Origin of the sequence: Paenirhizobium selenitireducens ATCC BAA-1503 (assembly GCF_900492185.1) — a bacterium.
GTDB lineage: Bacteria > Pseudomonadota > Alphaproteobacteria > Rhizobiales > Rhizobiaceae > Allorhizobium > Allorhizobium selenitireducens_A.
This window is the reverse complement of record NZ_UEYP01000008.1, coordinates 38,703-64,110: the sequence shown is the minus strand read 5'-3', so window position 1 is coordinate 64,110 and position 25,408 is coordinate 38,703. Positions and strand designations below refer to the sequence as shown.

The window sequence follows — 25,408 nt, the reverse complement described above, 5'->3', positions numbered from 1 at the left end:
ATGAGCGAAAAAACGACCACGGTTCGGCCGGTGCTTTCGGTCGAGAACCTGACGACCTCGTTCAAGACGCCCGAAGGCTGGAAGGCGGTCATCCGCAACATCAGCCTGCATGTCGATGCCGGTGAGACCCTCGCCATCGTCGGTGAGAGCGGTTCGGGCAAGAGCGTCACGGCCCTATCGACCATGCGGCTTCTGCCGTCCGGCCGCTCGCGCACGGAAGGCCGCATCCTGCTCGACGGTAAGGACCTGCTTACCTCCAGCGAAGCCGAGATGCGGAAAGTCCGCGGCGGTTCGATCGGCATGATCTTCCAGGAGCCGATGACCTCGCTCAACCCGATCTTCACCATCGGCAACCAGATTGCCGAGGCGCTGGTGCTCCATCGCGCGCTGTCATGGAAAGAGGCAGAGGCGGAGACCGTCAGGTTGATGGAGCGGGTGCGCATCCCTGCGGCCAAAACACGCCTTCATGAATATCCGCATAAATTCTCGGGCGGCATGCGCCAGCGCGTGATGATCGCCATGGCGCTCGCCTGTCGTCCCAAGCTCTTGATCGCCGACGAACCGACGACGGCCCTCGACGTGACCATCCAGGCAGAGATCCTTCACCTGCTGCGCGAGTTGCAGCGGGAGGAGAATATGGGCGTATTGTTCATTACCCACGATATGGGCGTCGTGGCCGAGATCGCCGATCGCACAGTGGTTATGTTCCGTGGCGACATGATCGAGACCGGCCCGACATCTCGGATCTTTGCTTCACCGAAGGAAGTCTACACGAAGTCTTTGCTTGCCTCGATCCCGCGCCTCGGCACGATGGGTTCGGCTGCCGCTCCAAAGCGTTTCCCGGAGGTCGATCCGGCAACGGGAGTGGCGACGGACGGGATCGAGATGAGCCCGGTTTGCCAGACCGTCGAACCTATCCTCAAGGTCGACAATCTGGCAGTCCGTTTCGATTTGCCGAAGGGCCGCGTTCATGCAGTGGAGAATGTCTCCTTTGATCTGCGGCCGGGCGAGACGCTCTCACTGGTGGGTGAATCCGGCTGCGGCAAATCGACGACGGGACGTGCCATCATCCGGCTGCTCACACCCACCGCCGGTTCGATCGTGATCGACGGCCAGGACGTGACGAAGGCAGGCACCCGCGAATTGCGCGCAATGCGACGCACCTCGCAGATGATCTTCCAGGACCCGTTCGCCTCGCTCAATCCGCGCATCACGGTGGGTTCTGCGATTGCCGAGCCGATCCTCGCCCACGGCTTGATGGGACGAAGGGATGCCAAGGCGCGCGTCGCCGAACTGCTGGAACAGGTCGGCCTTTCCGCAAACATGGCCGATCGCCATCCGCATGAGTTCTCCGGCGGCCAGCGCCAACGTATCTCGATCGCCCGGGCGCTCGCGCTCGAACCGAAGTTCATCGTCGCCGACGAAGCGGTCTCGGCACTCGACGTTTCGGTCAAGGCACAGGTTTCCAACCTCTTGCTCGACCTGCAGCAAAAGCACGGCCTCGCCTATCTCTTCATTTCCCACGACATGGCCGTGGTAGAGCGGATGAGCCATCGCGTGGCGGTGATGTTCCTCGGCGAGATCGTCGAAATCGGCCCCCGTGCGGCAATCTTCGACGACCCGCAGCATCCCTATACGCGTCGCCTGATCTCGGCCGTTCCGATCCCGGATCCGGCACGCCGCGGTCACGCGCCACCACCACTCTTGGAGGAAATCAAGAGCCCCGTAAGGGCCTTCGACTACGTCGTGCCGAAGCGCACCTACCGGGAAGTCTCGCCCGGACACTTCGTGCAAGACATGTCGTAAACCGGCTCCTGCCTCCCCGGCCCATCGACAACAGAAAGGCGACCCCATGACCAACAACAGACTTGTCCGCTATGACGTGGCCGACGCACAGGCCGGCGGCCAGCGCCGCCCCTTCGCCAAGGCCGTCCGCGCCGGTGATTTCGTCTATGTGTCGGGCCAGGTCCCGACCGTCGACGGCGAGGTCATCGTCGGCAATATCGTCGCGCAGACCGAACAGGTGATTGCCAATATCAAGGCCGTTCTGGCCCTTGCCGGTTGCACGCTCGAGGACGTGATCAAGGTCAATGTCTGGCTCGACGACGCCCGCGACTTCTCCAGCTTCAACGCGGTATTTCAACGGCATTTCATCGATCATCCGCCGGCACGTTCGACCGTTCAGTCGCCGATGATGGTCGATGTGAAGGTCGAGATGGACGTGATCGCCTACAAGCCTTTGGGTTAGGCGGGGATGCGGGGTACCTCGTTGTCAGGCGGAACCCCGGGCTTTCGCCCCCTCCCCTGACGCTGCCGCCGCATACAGATCGGCGTATGTATCGCGAAGCACGTTCTTCTGAACCTTGCCCATCGTGTTGCGCGGCAGTTCGTCGACGAAGATCACCCGCTTCGGCTGCTTGTAGCGCGCCAGGCGATCCTTCAATCCGTCGAGGATGACGCGCTCGTCGATCGCCGCACCTGGCTTCCTGACCACGACGGCCGTGACGCCTTCGCCGAAATCCGGATGCGCCACCCCGATCACGGCGGTTTCGATGACGCCCGGCATCTGGTCGATCTCCGTCTCGACCTCCTTCGGATAGATATTGTATCCGCCGGAGATCACCAGGTCCTTGCCTCGCCCGACGATGTGGACATAGCCCCTTTCGTCGATCTTGCCGAGGTCGCCGGTGATGAAGAAACCATCGGCGCGAAACTCCGCTGCGGTCTTTTCCGGCATTCGCCAATAGCCCTTGAACACGTTCGGACCTTTCACTTCGATCATCCCGGTCTCGCCATCGGCAACGGGTACCCCCGTCTCCGGATCGGTGACGCGGATCGAGACGCCCGGCAATGGAAAGCCCACCGTGCCGGCGATCCGATCACCGTCATAGGGGTTCGAGGTATTCATGTTGGTTTCGGTCATGCCGTAGCGCTCGAGGATGGCATGACCGGTCATCGCCTCGAACTTGCGGTGCGTCTCGGCAAGCAGCGGCGCCGAACCGGAGATGAAAAGCCGCATGTGCGCCGCCGCCTCGCGCGTCAAACCCTCATGCTGTGTCAGTCGAACGTAGAAGGTCGGGACCCCCATCATCACCGTCGCCGTCTTCATCAGGCGAAGTGCCTCGTCGGCATCGAATTTCGGCAGGAAATACATGGAGGCGCCGGAGAGAAGAACGACATTCGACGCGACGAACAGGCCATGGGTGTGGAAGATCGGCAGTGCGTGGATCAGCCGGTCGTTCGCCGAGAAGCGCCAGTGGTCGCGGAGCGTGACAGCGTTCGACAGCAGGTTGTCATGGGTGAGCATCGCGCCCTTGGAACGACCGGTCGTGCCCGATGTATAGAGGATCGCGGCGAGGTCGTCGGGCCCGCGCTCGGCGTCGAGGAAATCGGCCGCTTCGTCCCTCGCCAGTTCGGCGAGCGAGCCGCCCCCGGCTTCGTCGAGCGTTTCGACATGCGCCCCATGGCTGGCGGCAATCCCCTCCATTCCAGCCCTTGCACCCGGCGTGCAGACGACCAGGCGCGGCTCGGCATCACCGATGAAATAGTCCAGTTCCGCAAGCGTATAGGCGGTATTGAGTGGGAGATAGATCGCTCCTACGCGAATACAGGCGAGATAGAGCATCAGCGCCTCGGGACTCTTCTCCACCTGGACGGCCACCCGATCGCCCGGCCGAACCCCCAGCATCTCGAGGGTGGAGGCGAAACGGCCGGATTGCGCCAGCATGTCGCCATAGGTCCACGACCGACCATCCGCGCCCAGAATGAAAACCGCGGCAGGGCGCAAGGCCAGGCGGATGGCATCGAAGAGATGGTTGCTCATGGCGTGAACTCCTTGTTGGCTTTCTTTCGTTCGGCGTCGAGGGGAAATGGTCTGGACGTGGGAAGGGTCGTGGCCGCCACCGGGTTGCGGACGTTTCTGTCGGGGGGCACCAGCCTTCGGATCGCCTGCGCTGCCACCACCTCGCCACGGCCGGCAAATGCTTCGTGGTTCGTCTCGATGTCGTCCAGCTTGTAGAGATAGTTCACCATCAGGCCGTAGGCCTGGCGCATCGCCTTCGTCGATCGGTCTCCGAGAAAATTGATCCGTTCCAGGCGCGCACCGTTGCCAAGGTGGAACCGGGCCACCGGATCGATGACCTTGCCGTTCGAATTGCGCGCCTTGAGAAAATACCAGGCCGCCGCGCTCGTCATCACCGGCTGGACGGCCGCGACAACGTCCGGTCGGTCCGCCCAGTCCGGCTCATCCAGGACGGCAAGCCTGGACCGGTCCGCCTGTGTCAGCGCCTCGGAGGCTTCCGACTGACGTTCCCGTGAAAGCCAGCCCGCAAAACCCGGCACGGGCGACAGGGTGACGAAGGTATCGAGTTTCGGCAGTTCACGCCGCAGATCTTCAACCACCTGCTTGATCAGGAAATTTCCGAAGGAAATGCCGCGCAGTCCCTCCTGGCAGTTCGAGATCGAATAGAAGACGGCGGTGGTCGCCTCCGCGGCCTTGATCTGTCCACGATCCTCCTTGAGGAGATCGGCGATGTTGCCGGGGATTTCGCGCGTCAGCGCCACTTCGACGAAGATAAGCGGATCGTCGATCAGTTGGGGATGGAAGAAGGCGAAGCAACGGCGATCCTCCGGCGCGAGGCGCAGGCGCAATTCCTCCCATCCGCCGATGTGATGCACCGCCTCGTAGCGGATGATCTTTTCCAGAATGTCGGCTGGAGTCGACCAACTCACCGGGCGCAGGACCAGAAAGCCCCGGTTGAACCACGACCCGAACAGGTGGGCGAAATCGGAATCGACGGCCTCCAGATCGGGATCGTCCACCTTCAGTTTGAGCAGGGCTTCGCGCATACTGACCAGCGTGGCAATCCCGTTCGGCGCCAGGTTCAGACGACGGATCAATTCCTGCCGGCGAGGTTCCGCCGCCACGTGCAGTTCGAGCAGCGCCGCCGGGCTTTGACTGGCGCGATAGCTCTCGATGGCGGCCTCCAGGCGCTCCGTCCTCGGCCCGAAACGCTGGAGCAGCATCCCCATGAACTCGCGCTGCATGGAGGGATCGAACCGCTGCCAGCGGTCGAGGATGTCCTTGGCCAGCGCCATGCCGGAGGCTTCGCCCCGGCTGGAGAGCAAGGTCTCGCACAGTGCCTCGATATGACCGAGCGGATCGCCCTCATCCTCGCGCGGCCCAAACGACAGGAAGCGACGACCGCGATCGGTGATGGTTTGAAGCATGTCACCGAAGAAGGATGTCGTGTTCATTCGACCGCTCCCAGCATCCGGTTGGGCAGCCACGTCGCGATCTCTGGGAAGATGCAAAGCAGGAGGATCGCGAGGAACATCACCAGCACATAGGGCAAGGCACCCCAGAGGATGTCCTTCGTCCTGATCGTCGGCGCGATGGCGTTGATGACGAAGAGGTTGAGACCGATCGGCGGCGTGATCAACCCGACCTCCATGTTGATCGTCAGCACGATGGCGAACCAGTAGGGGTCGAAGCCTGCCTGGGTGACGATCGGAAAGAGCATCGGCGCAGTCATGACAATGACGGCCACCGGCGGCAGGAACATGCCGCAGACGAGCAGGAAGACATTGATGACCGCCATCAGCACCCACCGGTTGACCTCCATGTCGCCGATCGCGGTGGCGATCGTCTGGGTGATGAACAGCGAGGAAAGCGCGAAGGCGAACAGCTCGGCCGCCGCCATGATCATCATGATCATAACGCTTTCGCGAATTGCCGAACCGAAGATGTTGGCGATCGGGCGGAAACGGAACAGGCGGTAGGCGATGATGACGACGAGCAGCGTCAGAAGCGCGCCTGCCCCGGCGGCTTCGGATGGTGTAGCGATGCCGCCATAGAGCACGTAGAGCGTGCCGCCGATGATGAGCAGGAACGGCAGGATGCGCGGCAGGCCGGAAAGCCGTTCCTTGAACGTGTAGCGGATCGCGCGGGCCTCGAACTCATACCCCTTGCGTTTGCAGTCGATGATCGCCCAGATCATGAACATGACCGTCAGCATGATGCCAGGGATGACGCCCGCCATGAACAGCCGACCGATCGAGGTCTCGGTCGCGATGCCATAGACGATAAGCGTCACGGAGGGCGGGATGAGAATTCCGAGCGTCCCGCCCGCGGCGATCGAGCCGGTCGCGACGGAGGTAGGGTAGCCGCGCCGCAGCATTTCCGGAATGCCCATCTTGCCGATCGCCGCGCAGGTGGCGGGCGACGAGCCCGTCATCCCGGAAAATATCGCGCATGCGCCAATATTGGAAAGCACCAGCCCGCCCGGGACGCGGTTCAGCCAGCGGTCGAGCGCGGTGTAAAGATCGGAGCCCGCAGGCGATGACGCAACGGCCGCCCCCATCAGCACGAACATCGGAATGGAGACATAGGCGAGGTTGGCGATGCCGGAAAACATCGTGTCGCCGAGAATGTAGAAAATATCCAGGCCGCTCTGCAGATAGAGCGCGGCGAAGGCGGCCAGGCCGAGTGCGAAGGCGATCGGCATACCGGTTCCGAGCAGAACGAAGAGGGCCGCGATGATCAGCAGGCCGGATAGGGTCGGGCTCATCGGATCGATCCCTTCATCGAATGGCTGTCATTTTCGAGAACACCGGTTGGAAGCTCCGGAGTGAGCGGCGCGTGGCCTTGCACCTGCTGCACGTCTCCCGACAGCAGGACGAGGATCTGCGCGACATATTGCAGACACAGCATGCCGAAGCCGACCGGCAGGGCGAGCAGGGGTATCCACAGCGGCGGCGCCCAGACGCTCGAATGCTTCCAGTTGCCGAGCCAGGCTTCATGAAACTGGATCCATGTCGCAATCAGCATGAAGAAACAGAACAGCAGGCCGAGAAAGCTGCCGATGAGTTTCAACCTCGCTCGCGCCCGGTCGCCAAGCAGCATCTCGATCACGTCGACGCCGACATGTCCGCCCTTCATCAATACATAGGGCGCGCCGAGGAACATGGCGGCCGTGGCGGAAAACACCACGAAGTCGGTCTGCCAGATCGTTGGCTGACGGAATACATAGCGTGTCAGGATCATCTGGCAGACGACAAGCATCGCGGCGATAACCATGGCGGTCGACAGGACGGCGAGCGCGCGCGACAGGTTACCGACGACCTGAATATAGGTCTTGACCATTTCGGACATCCTTCGTTGCGGAGGGGGAAGGCAGCGCGCCGGGGCGCGCCGCCTCGCATCCGGATCATTCGACGGCCAGGGCCTTCTCGATCAGTTTGTCGCCATCCGGCACATTCGCCGCGAAATTCTTGTAGGAAGACTCCTTGGCGACAGCGAGCCAGGCGTCATAGTCCTGCTTCGACATCTCCACGACTTCGACGCCGGCCTTCTTGTAGGTGTCGATCATCAACTGATCGCCCTTGCGGACCTCCTCGTTGAAATAGGCTTCGGCCTTCTCGCCGGCGGCGAGGATGGCCTTCTGCTGCTCGGGTGTTAGGCCGTCGAAGACCTTCTTGGAGACGAGGACCGGCTCATACATGAACCAGAGCGCGTTCTCCCCCGGTGCCGTCAGGCATTTGGCATGTTCGAAAAGGCGATAGGACACGAAGCTCGCCGAGGATGTATTGGCGGCATCCAGGACGCCGGTCTGCATGCCGGTGTAGATCTCCGACGATGGCATCGAGGAAATCGAGGCGCCGGCAGCGACCAGCATCTCCTCGAAGGCCGGACCGGCGGCGCGAATGACCTGCCCCTTGATCGTATCCGGCGAGGTGATGCAGCCCTTCTTTGAGGCAAAAGCGCCGGAAAGCCATGCATCCGCGATCACGATCGCGCCGGCGTCCTCGATCACCTTCTTGATGTCCATCATGAACTCGGAATCGTTGAGGCGCGTGGCTCGATCGAAATTGCCGACCAGTCCGGGCATGAGCGTCGCGGAGAAGATCGGATGACGGCCAGACGCATAGTCGAGCGGGAACGAGGTCATGTCGAGCAGTCCGCGCGTGACGGCATTCCATTGGTCGTTCGGCTTGTAGAGCGAGGACCCGGGAAAGACCTGGATTTCCAGATCGACATTGGCGGCCGCCACATCCCTTGCGATCATCTGCACCATCTCGTCGCGGATGTCGCCCTTGCCGCCGGGGAACTGGTGCGATGCCTTGAGCACGGTCTGTGCGTGGGCTGTTGACGCTGTCAGGCCAGCAAGAGCGGCCACGGATAGTGCCATCAGATTTCGTCGAAAGAGCTTCATTTTTTCCTCCCTGGTATTCCGGCCCTCCAGCCGGTCTGGTATAAGAGTGCCGTTATCTTGTGTGCAAAGTCAACCTTCTCGTATACAAGAACGACGGACGTGGGATCAGGACCGGATGGGCAATGAGCGAGAACATCTTCTTCAAGCTGCGCGACGAGATAGAAAACGGGATAGTGGCCGGTGAGTTCGAGCCGGGCGAGCGACTGGACGAAACGCAGTTGGCGGCACGCTTTGGGGTGTCACGCACACCCATCCGCGAGGCCTTGATGCAGTTGAGCGCCATCGGCTTTGTCGAGATCCGACCGCGGCGCGGAGCCGTCGTCGCGGATCCGGCGCCGCAACGAGTCTTTGAAATGTTCGAGGTCATGGCCGAACTGGAGGGCATGGCGGGCGCGCTTGCAGCCCGCCGGCACACCGAGGAGGATCGCCACGCGCTCCTGGCCGCCCATGAAAAATGCAGGGAAGCGCTCTTAAGCGAGGACACCGACCGCTACTACTACGAGAACGAGGTCTTCCATCGTGCGATCTATGCGGCAAGCGGAAGCGACTTCCTCGAGGAACAGTGCGTGGCGATGCATCGCCGCCTTCGACCCTATCGGCGCCTCCAATTGCGGGTCCGCAACCGGATGAAGGTCTCGTTCAAGGAGCATGGCGAAGTCATCGATGCGATCCTCGCCGGCGACGCGGAACAGGCTCGGATCCTTCTGCGCGGCCATGTCGCGGTTCAGGGCGACCGCTTCGGCGATCTCGTCGCCAACCTTTCGAACCGCGAGCGCCGCGGTAGCCGGCAGGCATAGAAACGGCCCGGACACCGTTGTCAACATCACCGTTGAACGCGAGGCTATGATCCACCGCGTGTTCGAGACATGGATCGGCATCCGCCACGTGGCAACAGGCCATGTCGGCGGCGGTACCGCCATGATCACCGCCATCTTCACCCGAGGCACTCCATGCAGCCGCCATCACATTCGGGTGATAGACGGCCAAGCAATTGCCGGGCTATCCTAACCCGGCGAATTTGCCCGCCTGCCGGGCTCGTTTGCCTTGTGGCCGTCCGCGATCTATGTATACATAAACTCCAGCATGCGATTTTCGTGCGACAGTATCTCGTCTTGGGAGTGACGAGAAACGTTTGCACTGCAGCGGATCCGGCGCCTGGGCGCGGGATGGGACAAACGGGAGGAGTATACATGGTTACGAGAAGAGTTTTCATCGCCAGCACTCTGCTTTCGATGCTGGCTGCGGGGTCTGCACTGGCGCAGGACGCGGTCAAGATTGGGCTTATCCTGCCGATGACAGGCCCCTTCGCCTCGACCGGACGACAGGTCGAAGCAGGCGTCCGTGCCTACATGGCTTTGCATGGCGACACGGTCGCCGGCAAGAAGATCGAACTTGTGCTGCGCGACGATGCCGGCACCGCCGACCAGACACGCCGCATCGCCCAGGAACTCGTGGTCAACGAGGGCGTGTCCATGCTCACAGGCTTCGGCCTGACCCCGCTTGCCATGTCGGTGGCACCGGTTCTCAACCAGGCCAAGGTCCCGGCCATCATCACCTCGGCAACGACCTCGGCGATCATGAAGCAGTCGGACTATTTTGTCCGCACCAGCATGGGCGGCCCCCAATCGGCGGTGCCGGTTGCGACCTGGGCGGTGGAGAACGGCCTGAAGCGCGTCGTTACGCTGGTGACGGACTACGGCCCCGGCCATGACATCGAGAAGGGTTTCACCGACCAGTTCAAGAAGGAGGGCGGCGAGATCGTCGAAGCGGTTCGCGTACCGCTGCAGAATCCGGACTTTGCCCCCTTCCTGCAGCGCGTTCGTGACGCCAAACCCGACGCCGTCTTCGTTTTCGTCCCCTCGGGCGTCGGCTCGCTGTTCATGAAGCAGTTCACCGATCGCGGCCTGAAGGAGGCGGGGATCAAGCTGATCGCCACCGGCGACGTCACGGACGACGATCTGCTGAACGGCATCGGCGATCCGGCGATGGGCGTGGTGACGGGCCATTTCTACTCGGCCAACCACGACAGCCCGGAAAACAAGGCCTTCGTCGAGCAGGTGCGCAAGGCCAACAACAACATGCGCCCCAACTTCATGTCGGTCGGCGGCTATGATGCCATGCACCTCGCCTATGCGGCACTGGAGAAGACCGGTGGCGACACCGACGGAACGAAGCTCGTCGAGGCGATGAAGGGCATGGAATGGATGAGCCCGCGCGGACCGATCGCGATCGACCCGGCCACGCGCGACATCGTCCAGGACATCTACATCCGCGAAGTCAAGAAAGTGGACGGCGAGCTCTATAACGTCGAGCTCAAGACCTACGAGAAGATCCGCGATCCGAACGCCAACTAAGCGCCACAACCGCGTGGAGGGCCTGAGATCGGGCCCTCCACGCCCTTGCGAGTGACCATGCTGACAATCCTGTTCGACGGCATCGCCTATGGCATGCTTCTTTTCGTCCTTGCCTGCGGCCTGTCGCTGACGCTGGGCCTGATGAACTTCGTCAACCTGGCCCATGGCGCCTTCGCCATGGCGGGCGGCTACGTCACCGTGATCCTGATGAACCGCTACGGCATTTCCTTCTATTGGTGCCTGCCGGCCGCCTTCCTCGTCACGGCACTCGCCGGGGCCATCCTGGAGCGGACGCTCTATCGGCATCTCTACGGCGTCTCACACCTCGATCAGGTCCTGTTTTCGATCGGCCTGGTCTTCATGTCGATTGCCGCGGTCGATTATTTCATGGGTGGCCAGCAGCAGATGATCAACCTGCCGCCGCTCCTGCGGGGACGGTTCGAGTTCCTCGGCGTAGGCGTCGGCCACTACAGGCTGTTCATCATCGTGCTTTGCGCGGTGCTCACCGTGGCGCTGCAACTGGCGCTGACGCACACCCGGTTCGGCAGCCAGTTGCGCGCTGCCGTCGATGATGGGCGGGTGGCGCGTGGACTGGGCATCAATGTCTCGGTGATCTTCGCGCTGACGTTTGCGCTCGGCTCCGGCCTTGCCGGTCTCGGCGGCGCGCTCGGGGTCGACCTCCTCGGCCTCGATCCGAACTTCCCGCTCAAGTTCCTCATTTATTTCATGATCGTCGTCACAGTGGGAGGCACCTCTTCCATCACCGGCCCGTTCATTGCCGCACTCCTGCTGGGCATCGCCGATGTGGCGGGTAAATACTACGTGCCGCAGTTGGGCTCATTCATCATCTATGCGGTGATGATCGTCATGCTGATCCTGAGGCCCTACGGGTTGTTCGCGCGGGAGGGCGGCCGATGAACAGGCAACCCGACAGATCCGCCGCCGACACCGCCCAGGCTCTGCTCAGGCAGGCGGGCCGCTGGCGCCTCTGGGAGATCGGCCTGTGGCTGCTCGCGGTGGCCCTGATCTTCATCCTGCCCTCCAAGATGCTGATCCTGACCGAAATCGCCATCCTGGCGCTTTTCGCCATCTCGCTCGACCTGATCCTCGGCTATGCCGGCATTGTCTCGCTCGGCCACACCGCCTTCTTCGGCCTGGGCGCCTATGCCGCCGGGCTGTTCGCCCGCGACTATTTTTCCGAGCCGGTGACTGGCCTTGTGGTCGCGGGCCTTGTCAGCGGGGCGTTCGGCTTCGTCACCAGCTTCCTCGTGCTGCGCGGCTCGGATCTCACCCGTCTGATGACGACCTTCGGCGTCGCCATGCTGCTCGCCGAGATTGCCAATCAGGCCACCTGGCTGACCGGCGGCGCCGACGGCCTCAGCGGCGTGACGGTCACGCCCATTCTCGGTATGTTCGAGTTCGACCTCTGGGGCCGCAACGGATACATCTATGCGCTCGTGGTGCTGATGGTGCTGACCTACATCGCGCGCCGCATCGTGAATTCGCCCTTCGGCCTGTCCCTGAAGGCGATCAAGCGCAACCAGCGACGCGCCTCCATGCTGGGTATCTCGCCCACGCGCCGGATCGTCGTCATCTATACGATTTCCGCGGCCTATGCCGGGATCGCCGGCGCGCTTCTGACCCAGACGACCAGCTTCGTCTCGCCCGACGTGCTGGCCTTCCATCGTTCCGCCGACGTGCTTTTGGTGCTGGTGATCGGCGGGGTCGGCTATCTCTATGGCGGCGTATTCGGCGCGGTAATCTTCTCGGTCCTGCGCGATTGGCTCTCCGTTATCACCCCGCAATACTGGATGTTCTGGATCGGCCTCATCCTGATCATCATCGTCTTCGTCGGCCGTGAGCGCCTCGGTCGCTGGCGGACCTATCTGCCGGGTGCGGCCGGCCGGCTGAAGGCGAAAGCGCAGGCGGCGGAGGACGCGTCATGACGGTAGCCCTCGAGACCCGCAACCTGGTCAAGCGCTTCGGCGCCTTCATGGCAACCAACGACGTCTCGCTCAGCGTCCGGCAGGGCGCGCGGCACGCTCTGATCGGTCCGAACGGCGCCGGCAAGACGACGCTGATCAATCTGCTGACCGGAGCCCTCACCCCGAGCAGCGGCCAGGTCCTGCTCGGCGGCGAGGATATCACCAACCTGCCGGCCCATGTCCGCGTCGGCCGAGGCCTGTCGCGCACCTTCCAGATCAATCAGCTCTTTGGCGATTTCACCCCGCTGGAATCGATGATGCTGGCGATCGGCGAACGGGAAGGCCATGGTTGGCGCGCCTGGAAGCCGCTGTCGCGGGATCGCGAAGTGGCGGACGAGGCGGCACAACTTCTGGAGCGGTTCCGCCTGGTCGACACGATGGGCGTCCCCACGGCCCTCCTTCCCTACGGAAAGCAGCGGCTGCTGGAGATCGCGCTCGCAATCGCCACCCGCCCCAGGGTGCTGCTGCTGGACGAGCCGGCGGCAGGCGTTCCCGAGGAAGAGCGCCATGAAGTCCTGTCGATCGTGCGTGAGTTGCCACCCGACGTCACCGTCGTGCTGATCGAGCACGACATGGACCTCGTCTTTTCCTTTGCCGACCGCATTTCGGTTCTGGCGGCGGGCAGCCTCTTTGCCGAAGGCACGGTGGAGGAAATATCCAAGGACCGCCACGTCAAGGCGATCTATCTCGGGGAGGACGCCTGATGCCGGAACTGCTGCGCATCGAAGGGCTGTCGGCCGGATATCGCGAGGCGCGCGTCCTGTTCAACATCGAGCTTGCGCTCGAGGAGGGCAAGTCGCTGGCGCTGCTGGGCCGCAACGGCGCCGGCAAGACGACGCTGCTCGACACCATCGTCGGCACCACGACCTATCATTCCGGGGCGATCTTCCTGGCCGGCCGGGACATTTCCCGGCTTCGCCCGGAACAGCGGGCAGCGCTCGGCATCGGCTGGGTGCCGCAGGAGCGCAACATCTTCCGCTCGCTCACAGTGGAGGAAAACCTGACGGCGACGGCCCGGCCCGGACCCTTCACGCTTGCGCGCGCCTTCGGCATGTTCCCGCGGCTCCAGGAGCGCCGGCGCAATCTCGGCAACCAGCTCTCCGGCGGCGAACAGCAGATGCTGGCGGTCGCCCGCGCACTCATGCTCAATCCGAAGCTGCTACTGCTGGACGAACCCCTGGAGGGCCTGGCCCCGATCATCGTCGACGAACTCCTGGCCGCCATGCGCCGCATCGTGACCGACGAAGGGATCTCGGCCATCATCGTCGAACAAAAGGCCCGCAAGATACTGCCGCTCACCGACGAGGTCGTCTTCCTCGAGCGCGGCGCGATCGTCTACCACGACACGTCGGCAGCGCTGCTGGCTTCGCCTGAGACGCTCGACGCCCATCTGAGCATCTGATCTCCCGAAGAGACTGAATGCAATCCTCCAGGCCGCCAAAAGGATTCAGGACTGGGTGAAAACGGTTCTGTCTCCATCCAACCCTGAACCAGTCAAAAAAAATGGCGGCCCCAGAAGGAGCCGCCTTACTTGCATGTGAATGGACCTTCAGTCCTTCCGCTTGCGCCAGCTGTCGGCGTAGTTCTCGCGGGCCTCGCGCGCATAGGGCGTCGGCGCCACGCGCACGCGGATCTCGGCCTGCCGGTGCGGCTCGATCGAGGTCTTGCGTGAGCCGCCGTCCGGTTCGCCCCAGATCAGCGTCAAAACGTCTCCTTCTTCGACATCCTGATCGACGACACCGAGCGACAGCATGCAGCGCTCGTTGAAGCTGTAGCCATTGAACATCGACATGCCGACCATCTTGTCACCCTTCATCACCATGTCGGCACTGGTCGACGCGTAGTTCGGCTGCGGGAAGTCGATCCACTTGTAGGGGAGCCCATCCTCGAAGCCGGAGGCGATGACCTTGAGCACATCCTCGCGGTTCCATTCGAAGGTGACCTTCTTGCGGTTCTTCCGCCCCTTCATCTGTTCAAGCGCGGCCTTGCCGACGAAGTCGTCCTTCTTCCAGCCGATATAGAAGTCATAGCCGAGTTCGAACGGATTGACGTAATAGTCCTCGATATTGTCCGAGACGAAGGAGCCGCCGATCGCACCGGTCGCCTCGTAGCTATCGGCGCCGAGCCATTTGCGGTATTCGGCGAGCATGCCGTCACCGGTGTAGATGCCTGGAAGCGGCGACGGGATCCAGCCGGATTCCAGCGTGTTGGTCGAATAGGCGCGGCTGCCGCAGCGGACGAGATCGACTTTGGCGGCCTTGGCGGATTCCAGGATGACAGAGAGGATATAGGCCTTGTCCTCGTAAGGACCCCAGATCTCCAGACCCGGGGCGCCCGACATGCCATGGCGCAGCGCCTGCACCTTCTTCGACCCGACATTGATCCAGTCGACGTGGAAGAACTTGATCTCCGGCAGAGGTCCGCCATTCATCTGCTCGAGGACCTTCGGCGCGTCGGGACCCTGGATCTGGTAGCGGTAATGGGTGCGCAGCACACGCTCCCCTTCCGGACGCGACGGCGAGCGCGGATCGTGCTTGAGACGCACATTCCACTTGCCGTAGGCGGCGCAGAACATCAGCCAGTTGGACGTCGGCGCACGGCCGACCAGAATGAACTTGTCCTCGCGCTCGCGGAAGATGATGTGGTCGCCGATCACATGGCCGTTCGGTGTGACCGGGACGAAATGCTTGGCGCGATTGAGGCCGAAATTGGCGAAGGAATTGATGCCGTGATGGGCGAGAAACTTCTCCGCATCCGGCCCTTCGACAATCAGCTCATCCATATGGTGCGACTGGTCGAAGAGCACGGCGGAATTGCGCCAGGCCGCCTGCTCCGAGCGCCAGTTGGCGAACTCGGCAGCGACGACAGGGTATACATAGATCCCAACCTGGGAATTGCGCAGCAATCCCACCGCATCCTGATTCTCACCCAAAACATCATGAAGACTGGAATTGGCCATGGTACTCCTCCCTGAGTATTGCCCATTGATGTATACATCAATGCCGATCACGAACGAGAATGCAAGCCCCTTTCTTCCAAGCCGAGATACCCGGAAACGCCGAGGGCGGCCTTCAGGCCGCCCTCCCCTTGTCCTTGCCGCGATCCGCCCTCCTAACGATGGATGAGCGCCAGGCCGGGGATCTTCTGCAGCAGTTCGGGGTCCTGGCTGAAAATGTATTCGAGATTGTGCCGGGCAGTCCGCGCATGTTCGCGGGCGATCCATTCCGCACGAGCACCCTCGCGTGCAGCAATGGCTTCGACCATGGCATGGTGCTGCTCCTGGGCCGAGCGCAAGGATCGGCGGAAGGCCTCGATCTCCGTCTTGTTGGGAAGGAAGGCCGAGGGCGACGCGAAGGGCAGCGAACTCGCGCGCTCCACCTCGCGCCGGACGATGTCGCTGCCCGAAAGGCCCGCAAGCTGATGATGAAACTCCTCGTTCAGGTCGGCATAGGCGTCGAAATCAACCTCGTCCGCGCCCGGACCGAAACAGGTGTCCAGCCGCCCGACAACGTCCCTGATCCGCACCAGGGCCTCGGGCGCCACCCCGCGTTCGGCCGCAAGCCGGGCCGCCGTCCCCTCCATGACGCCGCGCAATTCGATGGAATCGATCACGTCGGCATAGCCGAAGCGGCGTACGACAAATCCGCCATTGGGCAGCCGATCAAGAAGACCTTCCTCGGCCAGCCGCGAAAGCGCCTCGCGAACCGGCGTGCGGGAAATATCCAGCACCTCGGCCAGCGACACCTCGAACAGACGCGTGCCGCCCGGCAGTTCGCCGCTGACGATCTTCTCGCGCAACTCGATCACCGCCCGGCGGCCATGCGTTGCGACTTCGGAAACCTTCATGAATACACCTCATTTCCCTTGGGATTCTATAGCATTGGTACCGCACATCACAAAAGCCACCTGGGAATCACACCTAGGGCCTTCTCTACGTGTATTCACAAAAGAGAGGGCAGTCGCGGAACGGGCGCATATTTTTGCATGTAACGGCAATTTTGTCGGCACAATGTATACATTCACTTGACTTCATTGTATACACGCTGCAGGTTTGCCCGGGAGGATCATGGTTATGACGACGCTGGTGTACATTCCCGGACTGCTGTCCGATTCGACGGTGTGGGGGCCGATTGCCGAGGCCACAAAGACGGTGATGCCGATCCGTCACGCCGAAGTGACAGGGAACACTTCCATCCCCACCATGGCCTCGCGCATTCTGGACGAGACCGACGGCGATCTGATCGCCATCGGTCACTCGATGGGCGGACGGGTAGCGATGGAGATGGCGCGGCAGGCGCCGGAACGCATTCGCGGCTTGGTACTTGCCAACACGGGTTATCAGCCCAGGCGAGAGGGCGAAGAGGCCAAGCGTCAGCAAATGATCGATCTGGGCCATCGCGACATGGCGGCGCTGGCCGACCAGTGGCTGCCACCGATGCTCGCCCCTTCCCGCACGGACGACACGGAACTGCTTGCCCGCCTGAAAGCCATGGTCCTGCGCACCGGCCCCGTCGTGCACGAGCGCCAGATCCGCGCCCTGCTCGACCGCCCCGATGCCGGAGCCTATATGGCAAATTTCAAGTGCCCGGTCCTGCTCATTGCAGCGCGTGAGGACGGCTGGAGTCCTATCGCACAGCACCGGGAAATCGCCGATGCGGTGCCGGACGCCGAACTCGTCATCATCGAGCACGCTGGACATTTTGCCCCGGTGGAACGCGCCGAGGACGTTGCCAGCGCCATCTGCGACTGGCTCGACCGCAGATTTGGCGGAGCGATGCCCGAGAAGGAAGCCATACCCGATACGCCACTGTTCGATCGCGCCGGATCGATCCGCGGCTACAGGATCAACAAGATGGCCATGGCGCTTGGCCAGCCGGCCAATCGCGAGGCCTTCAAGGCCAATGAGGAAGTCTATCTCGACCGCTTTGGCCTGACGCCCGAGGAAAAGGCGGCCGTGATGCGGCGCGACTGGCACGAGATGGTGCGACTGGGCGGCAACCTGTTTTTCATTTTGAAGATCGCCGCGGTCGATCCGACCCCGATCACGCAGATCGGCGCCGCACAGGCTCGCATGTCGCACGACGATTTTCTCTACGAACGATTGGGAAAGAAACGCAATGGCTAGGATCATCGGCGGTATCGGCACGAGCCACGTCCCCTCGATTGGCGCGGCACTCGACAAGGGCCTGCGCGATAGCGCCGACTGGAAGCCCTTCTTCGATGGCTACGAATTCGGCAAACAGTGGATGCGGGACGCGAAACCCGACATCGCCGTCGTCATCTTCAACGACCACGGAAATACCTTCTTCCTCGACAAGGTGCCGACCTTCGCCGTCGGCGTCGCGGAGACTTACCAGCCGGTAGACGAGGGCTGGGGTCCACGGGCCATTCCTCCCTTCGAGGGCGCCGTGGATTTTTCCTGGCATTTCGTCGACAAGCTCGTTGAGCGGCATTTCGACCCGCTGGTCTGCCGCGAGATCGAAGTCGACCATGGCCTGCAGGTCCCGATGGAACTGTTCTTCGGCCGACCGGAGCGCTGGCCGGTCAAGATTCTGCCGATCTGGGTCAACACGATCCAGTATCCGATCCCCACCCCGCAACGCTGCTGGGACATGGGCCTCGTCCTGCGGGAGGCAATCGAAAGCTGGCCCGGCGACGAGCGGGTTGTCATCATGGGGACCGGCGGCCTGTCGCATCAGCTTCAGGGCGCCCGCGCCGGCTTCATCAACCAGCCGGCGGACCGCGCCTGGCTGGACGGCATCGCCGCCGATCCGGAACCCTATCGGGCGATGAGCCGCGAGGACTATGTCGAACAATTTGGCTCGGAAGGCGCGGAACTGATCATGTGGCTGGTGATGCGCGCCGCGATGGATCCAGAAGTGAAACTCCTCCACAAGCACTATCACGCGCCGGCCTCGATGACCGGCGCCGGCATGGTCGTGCTCGAAAACGCAGGCTGAGCTCATGTATTTCCTCATGCGCTGCCTGCACCATGCGGAACAAGATGCAGCTCGCGACACTCATCGACCAGCGCACCGTTCCTGGGTCCAGTCCGGCGGAGACGGGACCGCGACCGTGCTCATCGGATCGGCGCTGCTCGACGAGAATGGTGCCTCCATCGGCAATTTCGGCATCCTCGAGGCCGCCGACCTCGCCCAGGCACGCGCCTTTGCCGAAGGCGACCCGTTCAACAGGGCCGGCATCGTCGCCTCGATCGAACTGACGCCGCTGCCGGAAACATTCCAGGCCCACCGCATCGCCGATCCGATGACGTTACGCCGATAGAACACCACTCTTCCCCGTCTATCGCGCGAAGACCACCGTCTTGCCCTTGTTGAGCAGGACGCGATCCTCCAGATGCCAGGCGACCGCGCGGGCGAGCACGCGGCGCTCGATGTCGCGCCCCTTGCGAACCAGATCTTCCGACGTGTCGGCATGGGTCACGGCTTCGACGTCCTGGCAAATGATCGGACCTTCATCGAGGTCGCCCGTCACGTAGTGCGCGGTGGCGCCGATCATCTTCACGCCGCGCTCATGGGCCTGGTGATAGGGCTTGGCGCCCTTGAAACCGGGCAGGAAGCTATGATGGATGTTGATGCAACGGCCCGACAGATAGGCCGACAATTCATCTGAAAGCACCTGCATGTAACGCGCAAGCACGACAAGTTCCGCGCCGGTTTGCTCGAAGATGGCCCGGATCTGCGCCTCCTGCGCCGGCTTCGTCTCGCGCGTGACCGGCAGGTGGTGATAGGCAATCCCCTCCATCAGCGTCAGGTTGAGCGACTCGCGCGGATGGTTGCCTATGATGCCGACGACTTCCATGTTCGACTCGCCGATCCGCATGCGGTAGAGCAGGTCTCCGAGACAATGGTCGAATTTGGAGACCAGCAGCAGCACCTTGCGCTTCAGCCCCGCCACGCGCAGCGTCAGGTCCAGCCCAAAGGCCTTCTCGTGTTCCGCCAGGGCCGTCCGGAAGGACTCGACCGGTCCCGCCATGAAGAAAGCCACCCGCATGAAGAACATGCCGGTCTCGCCATCGTCGAACTGGTGCGCCTCGAATATGTCGCCGCCATGGGCGGCAATGCGCGTTGCCACGGCGGCGACGATACCGCTGCGGTTGTTGCAGCGCAGCGTCAAAACATAATTGGTCATGCTTCCTCCCTGTCGCACCCCGCGACTGCGCGCGAATGGCCACCTCCCGAACGCAGCCGCCAAAATGTATTCTTTTATGAAGTCTCGAACCGGGCAAGGCAACGCCACAACTTCATTTTTCTCATAAAAATAAGCCTTTCGTCGACATCACTTGATTTTCCGGCCTCTCTCAATGTATACATTAATGGATCCCGGGAGGAAAAGATGGCATTGTTGAATTTCAGAAGCCGCGCAAACCGGCAGGTGTCATCTCCCGGTCTAGGCGTCCTCCTCGAGGGCTGGTCGATCGAGGTCATGCCGCGCACCGCGGCCAAGGTCGATGACTTCAGGGCGCTCCTGCCCGCCGGAACGCGCGTCTATATCGCCCACATCGCCGGAACCCCGATTGAAGACATGATCGCGACCGCGCGCCGGCTGCAGGACGAGGGCTTCCCGGTCATGCCGCACTTCCCGGCCCGCAGCATTCCTGATGCTGCAACGCTGGAGGACTGGATCAAGCGCTATCGCAACGAAGCGGGCGTTCAAGAGGCCTTGCTTCTGGGCGGGGGCCAGCCGGAACCGGCGGGCAGTCTCGATAGCTCGATCCAGATGATGGAGACCGGCTTGTTCGATCGATACGGATTCACCAGACTCCATATCGCCGGCCATCCCGAGGGAAACCGTGACATCGACCGGGACGGCTCGACCCGTGGCGTCGACCAGGCGCTTGCCTGGAAACAGGACTTTGCTTCAAGAACCGATGCCCGTATGGCGATCGTTACCCAGTTCGCTTTCGATGCGCGCTCCGTCACGGACTGGGCCGAGCGCATACAGCGCGCCGGCGTCACGCTGCCGATCCATGTCGGCATCGCCGGGCCGGCCAAGCTGCAGACGCTGCTCAAATATGCGCTTGCATGCGGCGTCGGGCCCTCCCTGAAGGTGCTCCAGAAGCGGGCGATGGATGTGACGCGCCTTCTCGTTCCCTACGAGCCAACCGAGGTCGTGGCGGGGCTCGCCGACTACAAGGCGAACAATCCCGACAGCCTGATCGAGCAGTTGCACATCTTTCCCCTCGGTGGAATCAAGGAGGCGGGAGATTGGGCCGACAGCCAGGGAAACGCGGCGCCGGGCGGGCTTTCGCGCAAGGAACTCTGACCGGCCCGGCAGCTCGATCGATCGCTCCGCAGCCACTGCCTCAAACCAAATCATCGCAGGATTCCGGCGCCGTTCTTGCGCGACCGACCGGCGCCGGGTTCATGGTCAAAGGAGAGAAAGGCGGTGTCGCTCCCGCCTTCCGGAACCCTTGAGAGCAAACGGTCTCGCGCTTCGTCAGAAGAACAATTGCGGCAGGCTGAGGACAATCGCCGGGAAGGCGATCGTCAGGATCACCACCAGGAGATCGGCCAGCATGAAGGGCGTCACGCCCTTGAACACCTGCACCACCGTGACATAGCGGGACGCCACGTTCTTGATGACGAAGACGTTGAGCCCCACTGGCGGCGTGATCATGCCAATCTCCAGCAGCTTGACCACCAGCACCCCGAACCAGACGAGGCTGATACCCTCGGCCTTGAGCACCGGCAGCAGCACCGGCAGCGTCACCAGCAGGGCGCCGAAGGGCTCCATGAACATGCCGAGAATGAGATAGATCACCACGATGATGGTCATCAGTTCGACATAGCCGAGATCCGCACCGGCGACGAAGGAGCCGATGAAGGAGGAGAGCCCGGTGACGCCGAGGAACCGGGTGAACATCGAGGCGCCGATACCGATGATGAACAGCGACGCGCAGGTGGTGAGCGTTTCCAAGAGCGAGACGCGCACGACCTGCATGCTGAGCTTGCCGGTGATCGCCGACAGCAGGAATGCGCCTCCGGCACCCACCGCCCCTGCCTCCGTCGCGGTGAAATAGCCGGAGAACAGGCCGCCGAATACCAGCAGCACGAGGATGGCCAGCGGCCAGATGCGCAGGATCGCCGCACGGTTGCCGCCCTCGCCTGATACGGCCGTCAGCGTGCGCGGCACGATGTCGGGCCTCAGCCAACATACAGTCAGCACGACGATGCAATAGGAAAGCGCGGTGAGAAGGCCAACGCCGATGCCGCCAACGAAGATCTGCGTGATCGAGGTCTCGGCGAAGACGCCGTAGACGATCATCAGGATCGAGGGCGGGATCAGTGCCCCGATCGTGCCGCCGGCGGCAAGGGCGCCTGCGGCAAAACTCGGCCGATAGCCGGCAGCCACCATTTCCGGGATGGCGATCCGGCCCATGGCGGCGGCACAGGCGATCGACGAGCCGCTGACGGCGGCAAAGCCGGTGCAGGCGAAGATCGAGGAAATCGCCAGTCCGCCGGGAACCCGCCCGAGGATCGCCTTCGCCGCATCGAAGAGATTGGTCGTGAGCCCGGCGTGAAAGGAGATGAAACCCATCAGCAGGAACATCGGCACGGCGCTCATGGTCCAGCTTGCCACGAAACTGTACGGCGTCGAGGTGATCATCCCGAGGGCGGGCTTGAAGCCGAGCAGAAACGCGATGCCACCGAACGAGACGGAGATCATCGCCAGCGCCACGGGTATCCGCAGGAGCAGGAGCAGCGCCAGTATACCGATGCCGTAGAGACCGGTTTCGACGCTCATGCCTCACTCTCCCGCGTTCCATCGACGCTGTCTGTGGTGATCTCAAGGAAGCGGACGGCCAGGATGACCGCCGCGAGCGCAAAGCCGATGGACGGCAGGAAATAGCCGGGCCAGGTGATGATCTTCACCTGCAGCGCGACGACGAAGGTGCCGGTCACGTAGTTCTTCACTGCCGTGATCCAGGTCGCATAGGCCATCACCGCATAGATGACCATGCCCAGCGCGGCGACGATGGCGTCGGAGATCTTTATCATGCGCGGCGACATCATGAACTCGATGAGTTCGACCGAAATCATGCCGCCCCTGCGCTCGACCCAAGCCAGTGGCAGGAAGGCGACGAGCACCATGTAGTAATAAGAGACGATTTCGACCGTGGCGGGCAAAGAAGCGCCGGTGATCGTGCGTGCGACGATGTCGGCACAGACATGGACCATCATCAGGATGACGCCGACGGCACCGACGAAGGCCAACATGCGCGACAGTCTGTCGGCAAGAGAAAATATCTGGGGCATGGAAGACCCTTTGAAATGGTATTGTCGAAAGAAGAGCGGCCGGCGGGTGGCTGCCCGCCGGCCCCCACCTCAAAGGCCGTAGGTGGCGAAGTCGACCTTGCTCCAGACTTCGTCGTCGAGACGCTTGGTGATCGCGTCGGTGTCGCCGTTCGCTTCCTTGACGATGCCATTCCATTTCTCGACCAGACCGACGAAGCGGTCGACACGGGCCTGGGCATCGTCGAAACCGAAGCGCTCCTGCGAGACCTTTGCCGCGGTGGCCTTGTCCGCCTCGGCGAAGGCTTCGGATGCTTTCAGGAATTCAGCATCCGGCTCGAGGAACTGGATGCCGGCCTTTTGCGCGGCCTCCTTGGCGATCGAGGCCATTTCATAGCCCCAGCGCTGGGTGAAGACGACATTGGCCTTGTTGGCGGCCGTCGCCAGTTGCTTGCGCTCCTCGGGTGAAAGATCTGTCCAGGCAGAGTTGGCGACGGTGAAATCCGAGGTCGCGTGATAGGTGCCGAGCGGAATGAAGGTGATGTTCTTCACCAGTTCGACCAGCCGGAACGACAGGAGATCGCCGATCGACGCCATCGAGCCGTCGATCACGCCCTGCGACATGGATTCGAAGGTATCGCCGACGCCGATATTGGCGGGCACGGCGCCGAAATTCTCGGCCCAGCGCGAGAAAGGCGCCCCGCCACTACGCAGCCTGAGGCCCTTGATGTCGGCCGCGGTCTTGACCGGCTTGGTTGTCAGCAGGGCATAGACGTCCGAGGAGCCCGAGCCCAGATAGACAACGCCGAACTTCTTCAGCTCCGCCTGGCATGTGTCGCAGGTCACCATGTATTCCGTCATCGCTGCGGCCATGGCGTGCGGCTCGCGGCCGGAAAGCGCGAGTTCCCCGGCCAACGACATGTTCGGCAGGTCGGCCGGGAAATAGAGCGGGAGCAGGTTGCCCACTTCGACGAGCTGGCTCTGGAGCGCGTCCTTCATCTGGCCGAGGCCGACCACTTCGGGACCGAGCATCTGGGCGGTGAGGTTTCCACCGGAGACCTCCGGCAGATATTCGACGAGTTTTCCATAAAGATGGCTGTTGGACGGATGGGCAGGCGGTGCGCCGGGTGCGACGCGCAATTCGCGGGCATCGGCGGTCGTGGCAGCCAGGGCAGCAAGCCCCATGATCATATGCAGCATGCGTTTCATGTTCATTTCCTCCCAGTTCAGAACACGTTACGGGCGATAGATTTTAAAGCTTCAGCAGTCTCCGCGCGTTTTCCTTGAGAATAAGCGGACGGACTTCGTCACGGATGTCGATTGTCTCGAAATCCTTGAGCCACCGATCCGGCGTGATCGCCGGCCAATCCGAACCGAACAGCATCTTGTGCTTCAGCATGGTATTGGCGTAGCGGATCAGGATCGGCGGAAAATACTTCGGCGACCAGCCGGACATGTCGATGTAGACGTTGGGCTTGTGGGTCGCGACGGACAGCGCCTCCTCCTGCCAGGGGAAGGAGGGATGGGCAAGAATAATCGGCATGTCGGGAAAATCGGCCGCGACATCGTCCAGGTGAATCGGATTGGAGTATTTCAACCGCATGCCCATGCCGCCGCGCATGCCGGCGCCCACGCCGGTCTGGCCGGTATGGAACAGCGTGATCGCGCCCTCCTCGGCGATTGCCTCGTAAAGCGGATAGGCGCTGCGGTCATAGGGGTAGAAGCCCTGCATGGTCGGATGGAACTTGAAGCCCTTGACGCCGAATTCGCGAACCAGCCGCCGGGCCTCGCGCGCACCGAGCCTGCCCTTGGCCGGATCGATCGAGGCAAAAGGGATCATGATGTCGGTGTTTTCCGCAGCGATCCGCGCCACTTCCTCGTTCTCGTAGCGGCGAAAACCGGTCTCCCGTTCGGCATCGACCGGGAAGATCACGCAGGCGATCTTGCGTTCGCGGTAGTAGCTTGCCGTCTCCTGCACGGTCGGGAGCATGCCTTGGGCTCCGGCCGGATTCTTGAAGTAATTCGCCATGCCGGCCTGGAACTCGTCATATCCGTCGTCGCGCGGGCCGCAGCAAGGCTCCTCGGCATGGGTGTGGAAGTCGATCGCGACCAGATCGTCGATGTTTAACGGCATGCTTCCCCCTCCAGACCGACATATTTCTGCAGAAGCGCGATCAACTGCGCCTGCTCACGCTTGCTGAGCGGAGCGCCGGTCGTTTCCTCGTAGCCGAAGAAGGCGGCAGCGGCCGTCTCGACGGCATCCTCGCCGGTGGGCGTCAACGTCAGTTCCACCGCGCGCCGATCGGCGTCCGGGATCTCCCGCGAAACGAAGCCCTGCTCCTCCAGCACGCGGATCAGCTTGGTCATATGGGCCCGCTTGATCATCAACCGCTGGCCGAGCGCGCTCTGACGTATGCCGGGATTGCGGGCGATGACCCAGAGCACCGAGAATTCGCCGGGCTTCAGGCCACGTGGGCCGCGGTCGGAGAAGAAATCCTCGAAGGCGCGCAACTGCGCCAGCCGCAAGAGAAATCCGAGCGAACCGGAAAGCGCTCCCACCTTGACCTGATCGATGCTGCGGAGAGACAGATCCACGATGC

Annotated in this window: 25 protein-coding genes; 12 read left to right on the top strand and 13 right to left on the bottom strand. The window is 62.5% G+C overall.

The window, feature by feature from the left end:
• Together RHIZ70P_RS14990 and RHIZ70P_RS14985 are read left to right on the top strand one after the other, a co-directional pair.
• Positions 1–1,806, top strand: coding sequence for an ABC transporter ATP-binding protein (locus RHIZ70P_RS14990; RefSeq protein WP_115671283.1), 1,806 nt, complete (start codon positions 1–3; stop codon positions 1,804–1,806).
• Positions 1,807–1,852: 46 nt separating this feature from the next.
• Positions 1,853–2,248: a RidA family protein gene (locus RHIZ70P_RS14985; RefSeq protein WP_115671282.1), complete on the top strand. Its 396-nt coding sequence runs from the start codon at positions 1,853–1,855 to the stop codon at positions 2,246–2,248.
• 24 nt (positions 2,249–2,272) lie between these two features.
• Here RHIZ70P_RS14985 and RHIZ70P_RS14980 read toward each other — a convergent pair whose 3' ends face one another.
• The 5 genes from RHIZ70P_RS14980 to dctP form a co-directional block, all read right to left on the bottom strand.
• Positions 2,273–3,823 carry a malonate--CoA ligase gene (locus tag RHIZ70P_RS14980; protein ID WP_115671281.1) on the bottom strand — a complete coding sequence of 517 codons (1,551 nt, stop codon included), beginning with the start codon at positions 3,821–3,823 and terminating at the stop codon, positions 2,273–2,275.
• Complete coding sequence (locus tag RHIZ70P_RS14975) at positions 3,820–5,256, bottom strand: malonyl-CoA decarboxylase (protein WP_115671280.1); 1,437 nt, start codon at positions 5,254–5,256, stop codon at positions 3,820–3,822. The genes RHIZ70P_RS14980 and RHIZ70P_RS14975 overlap by 4 nt, the downstream gene beginning before the upstream one ends.
• A complete protein-coding gene (locus RHIZ70P_RS14970; protein WP_115671279.1) occupies positions 5,253–6,569 on the bottom strand; it encodes a TRAP transporter large permease in 1,317 nt (438 codons plus the stop codon). The genes RHIZ70P_RS14975 and RHIZ70P_RS14970 overlap by 4 nt, the downstream gene beginning before the upstream one ends.
• Positions 6,566–7,144, bottom strand: a complete 579-nt coding sequence (locus RHIZ70P_RS14965) for a TRAP transporter small permease subunit (protein WP_115671278.1) — start codon at positions 7,142–7,144, stop codon at positions 6,566–6,568. The genes RHIZ70P_RS14970 and RHIZ70P_RS14965 overlap by 4 nt, the downstream gene beginning before the upstream one ends.
• Before the next feature lie 64 nt (positions 7,145–7,208).
• Positions 7,209–8,213 (bottom strand): TRAP transporter substrate-binding protein DctP, encoded by a 1,005-nt coding sequence (dctP, locus tag RHIZ70P_RS14960; protein ID WP_115671277.1) that lies wholly within the window; start codon positions 8,211–8,213, stop codon positions 7,209–7,211.
• Between the two features lie 122 nt (positions 8,214–8,335).
• On the opposite strand from dctP, the gene RHIZ70P_RS14955 reads away from it, so the two are divergent.
• The 6 genes from RHIZ70P_RS14955 to RHIZ70P_RS14930 all read left to right on the top strand — a co-directional run bounded on the left by RHIZ70P_RS14955 (position 8,336) and on the right by RHIZ70P_RS14930 (position 13,954).
• Positions 8,336–9,010 carry a GntR family transcriptional regulator gene (locus tag RHIZ70P_RS14955; protein WP_115671276.1) on the top strand — a complete coding sequence of 225 codons (675 nt, stop codon included), beginning with the start codon at positions 8,336–8,338 and terminating at the stop codon, positions 9,008–9,010.
• Between the two features lie 393 nt (positions 9,011–9,403).
• The gene (locus RHIZ70P_RS14950; protein WP_115671275.1) at positions 9,404–10,567 is read left to right on the top strand and encodes an ABC transporter substrate-binding protein; all 1,164 of its coding nucleotides are present in this window, start codon (positions 9,404–9,406) and stop codon (positions 10,565–10,567) included.
• 57 nt (positions 10,568–10,624) lie between these two features.
• Complete coding sequence (locus RHIZ70P_RS14945; protein WP_115671274.1) at positions 10,625–11,485, top strand: branched-chain amino acid ABC transporter permease; 861 nt, start codon at positions 10,625–10,627, stop codon at positions 11,483–11,485.
• Positions 11,482–12,513, top strand: coding sequence for a branched-chain amino acid ABC transporter permease (locus tag RHIZ70P_RS14940; RefSeq protein ID WP_115671273.1), 1,032 nt, complete (start codon positions 11,482–11,484; stop codon positions 12,511–12,513). Before RHIZ70P_RS14945 ends, RHIZ70P_RS14940 begins: the two co-directional genes overlap by 4 nt.
• A complete protein-coding gene (locus RHIZ70P_RS14935) occupies positions 12,510–13,256 on the top strand; it encodes an ABC transporter ATP-binding protein (protein ID WP_115671272.1) in 747 nt (248 codons plus the stop codon). Before RHIZ70P_RS14940 ends, RHIZ70P_RS14935 begins: the two co-directional genes overlap by 4 nt.
• A complete protein-coding gene (locus tag RHIZ70P_RS14930; RefSeq protein WP_115671271.1) occupies positions 13,256–13,954 on the top strand; it encodes an ABC transporter ATP-binding protein in 699 nt (232 codons plus the stop codon). The genes RHIZ70P_RS14935 and RHIZ70P_RS14930 overlap by 1 nt, the downstream gene beginning before the upstream one ends.
• Before the next feature lie 147 nt (positions 13,955–14,101).
• Here the strand turns inward: RHIZ70P_RS14930 and ligM are convergent, their stop codons facing one another.
• Positions 14,102–15,511 (bottom strand): vanillate/3-O-methylgallate O-demethylase, encoded by a 1,410-nt coding sequence (ligM, locus tag RHIZ70P_RS14925; protein ID WP_115671270.1) that lies wholly within the window; start codon positions 15,509–15,511, stop codon positions 14,102–14,104.
• A 152-nt stretch (positions 15,512–15,663) separates the two neighbouring features.
• Positions 15,664–16,398 carry a GntR family transcriptional regulator gene (locus tag RHIZ70P_RS14920; RefSeq protein ID WP_115671269.1) on the bottom strand — a complete coding sequence of 245 codons (735 nt, stop codon included), beginning with the start codon at positions 16,396–16,398 and terminating at the stop codon, positions 15,664–15,666.
• A gap of 226 nt (positions 16,399–16,624) precedes the next feature.
• On the opposite strand from RHIZ70P_RS14920, the gene RHIZ70P_RS14915 reads away from it, so the two are divergent.
• The 3 genes from RHIZ70P_RS14915 to RHIZ70P_RS14905 are packed head-to-tail and all read left to right on the top strand — an operon-like array spanning position 16,625 to position 18,837.
• Positions 16,625–17,677: an alpha/beta fold hydrolase gene (locus RHIZ70P_RS14915; protein WP_115671268.1), complete on the top strand. Its 1,053-nt coding sequence runs from the start codon at positions 16,625–16,627 to the stop codon at positions 17,675–17,677.
• Positions 17,670–18,512, top strand: a complete 843-nt coding sequence (locus RHIZ70P_RS14910; RefSeq protein ID WP_115671267.1) for a class III extradiol dioxygenase family protein — start codon at positions 17,670–17,672, stop codon at positions 18,510–18,512. The genes RHIZ70P_RS14915 and RHIZ70P_RS14910 overlap by 8 nt, the downstream gene beginning before the upstream one ends.
• Positions 18,513–18,516: 4 nt before the next feature.
• Positions 18,517–18,837 carry a YciI family protein gene (locus RHIZ70P_RS14905; RefSeq protein WP_115671266.1) on the top strand — a complete coding sequence of 107 codons (321 nt, stop codon included), beginning with the start codon at positions 18,517–18,519 and terminating at the stop codon, positions 18,835–18,837.
• 18 nt (positions 18,838–18,855) lie between these two features.
• Here RHIZ70P_RS14905 and purU read toward each other — a convergent pair whose 3' ends face one another.
• Complete coding sequence (gene purU, locus RHIZ70P_RS14900) at positions 18,856–19,704, bottom strand: formyltetrahydrofolate deformylase (RefSeq protein WP_115671265.1); 849 nt, start codon at positions 19,702–19,704, stop codon at positions 18,856–18,858.
• A gap of 204 nt (positions 19,705–19,908) precedes the next feature.
• On the opposite strand from purU, the gene RHIZ70P_RS14895 reads away from it, so the two are divergent.
• Complete coding sequence (locus RHIZ70P_RS14895; protein ID WP_115671264.1) at positions 19,909–20,838, top strand: methylenetetrahydrofolate reductase; 930 nt, start codon at positions 19,909–19,911, stop codon at positions 20,836–20,838.
• 174 nt (positions 20,839–21,012) lie between these two features.
• Here RHIZ70P_RS14895 and RHIZ70P_RS14890 read toward each other — a convergent pair whose 3' ends face one another.
• From RHIZ70P_RS14890 to RHIZ70P_RS14870, 5 genes are all read right to left on the bottom strand, one after another.
• Positions 21,013–22,320, bottom strand: coding sequence for a TRAP transporter large permease (locus RHIZ70P_RS14890; protein WP_115671263.1), 1,308 nt, complete (start codon positions 22,318–22,320; stop codon positions 21,013–21,015).
• Positions 22,317–22,832: a TRAP transporter small permease gene (locus RHIZ70P_RS14885; RefSeq protein WP_115671262.1), complete on the bottom strand. Its 516-nt coding sequence runs from the start codon at positions 22,830–22,832 to the stop codon at positions 22,317–22,319. Before RHIZ70P_RS14885 ends, RHIZ70P_RS14890 begins: the two co-directional genes overlap by 4 nt.
• 69 nt (positions 22,833–22,901) lie before the next feature.
• A complete protein-coding gene (locus RHIZ70P_RS14880) occupies positions 22,902–24,017 on the bottom strand; it encodes a C4-dicarboxylate TRAP transporter substrate-binding protein (RefSeq protein WP_115671364.1) in 1,116 nt (371 codons plus the stop codon).
• Between the two features lie 43 nt (positions 24,018–24,060).
• Entirely contained in the window at positions 24,061–24,942 is an 882-nt protein-coding gene (locus RHIZ70P_RS14875; RefSeq protein WP_115671261.1) for an amidohydrolase family protein, read from the bottom strand.
• Positions 24,933–25,403 (bottom strand): MarR family winged helix-turn-helix transcriptional regulator, encoded by a 471-nt coding sequence (locus RHIZ70P_RS14870; protein ID WP_115671260.1) that lies wholly within the window; start codon positions 25,401–25,403, stop codon positions 24,933–24,935. Before RHIZ70P_RS14870 ends, RHIZ70P_RS14875 begins: the two co-directional genes overlap by 10 nt.
• Positions 25,404–25,408: the final 5 nt, after the last annotated feature.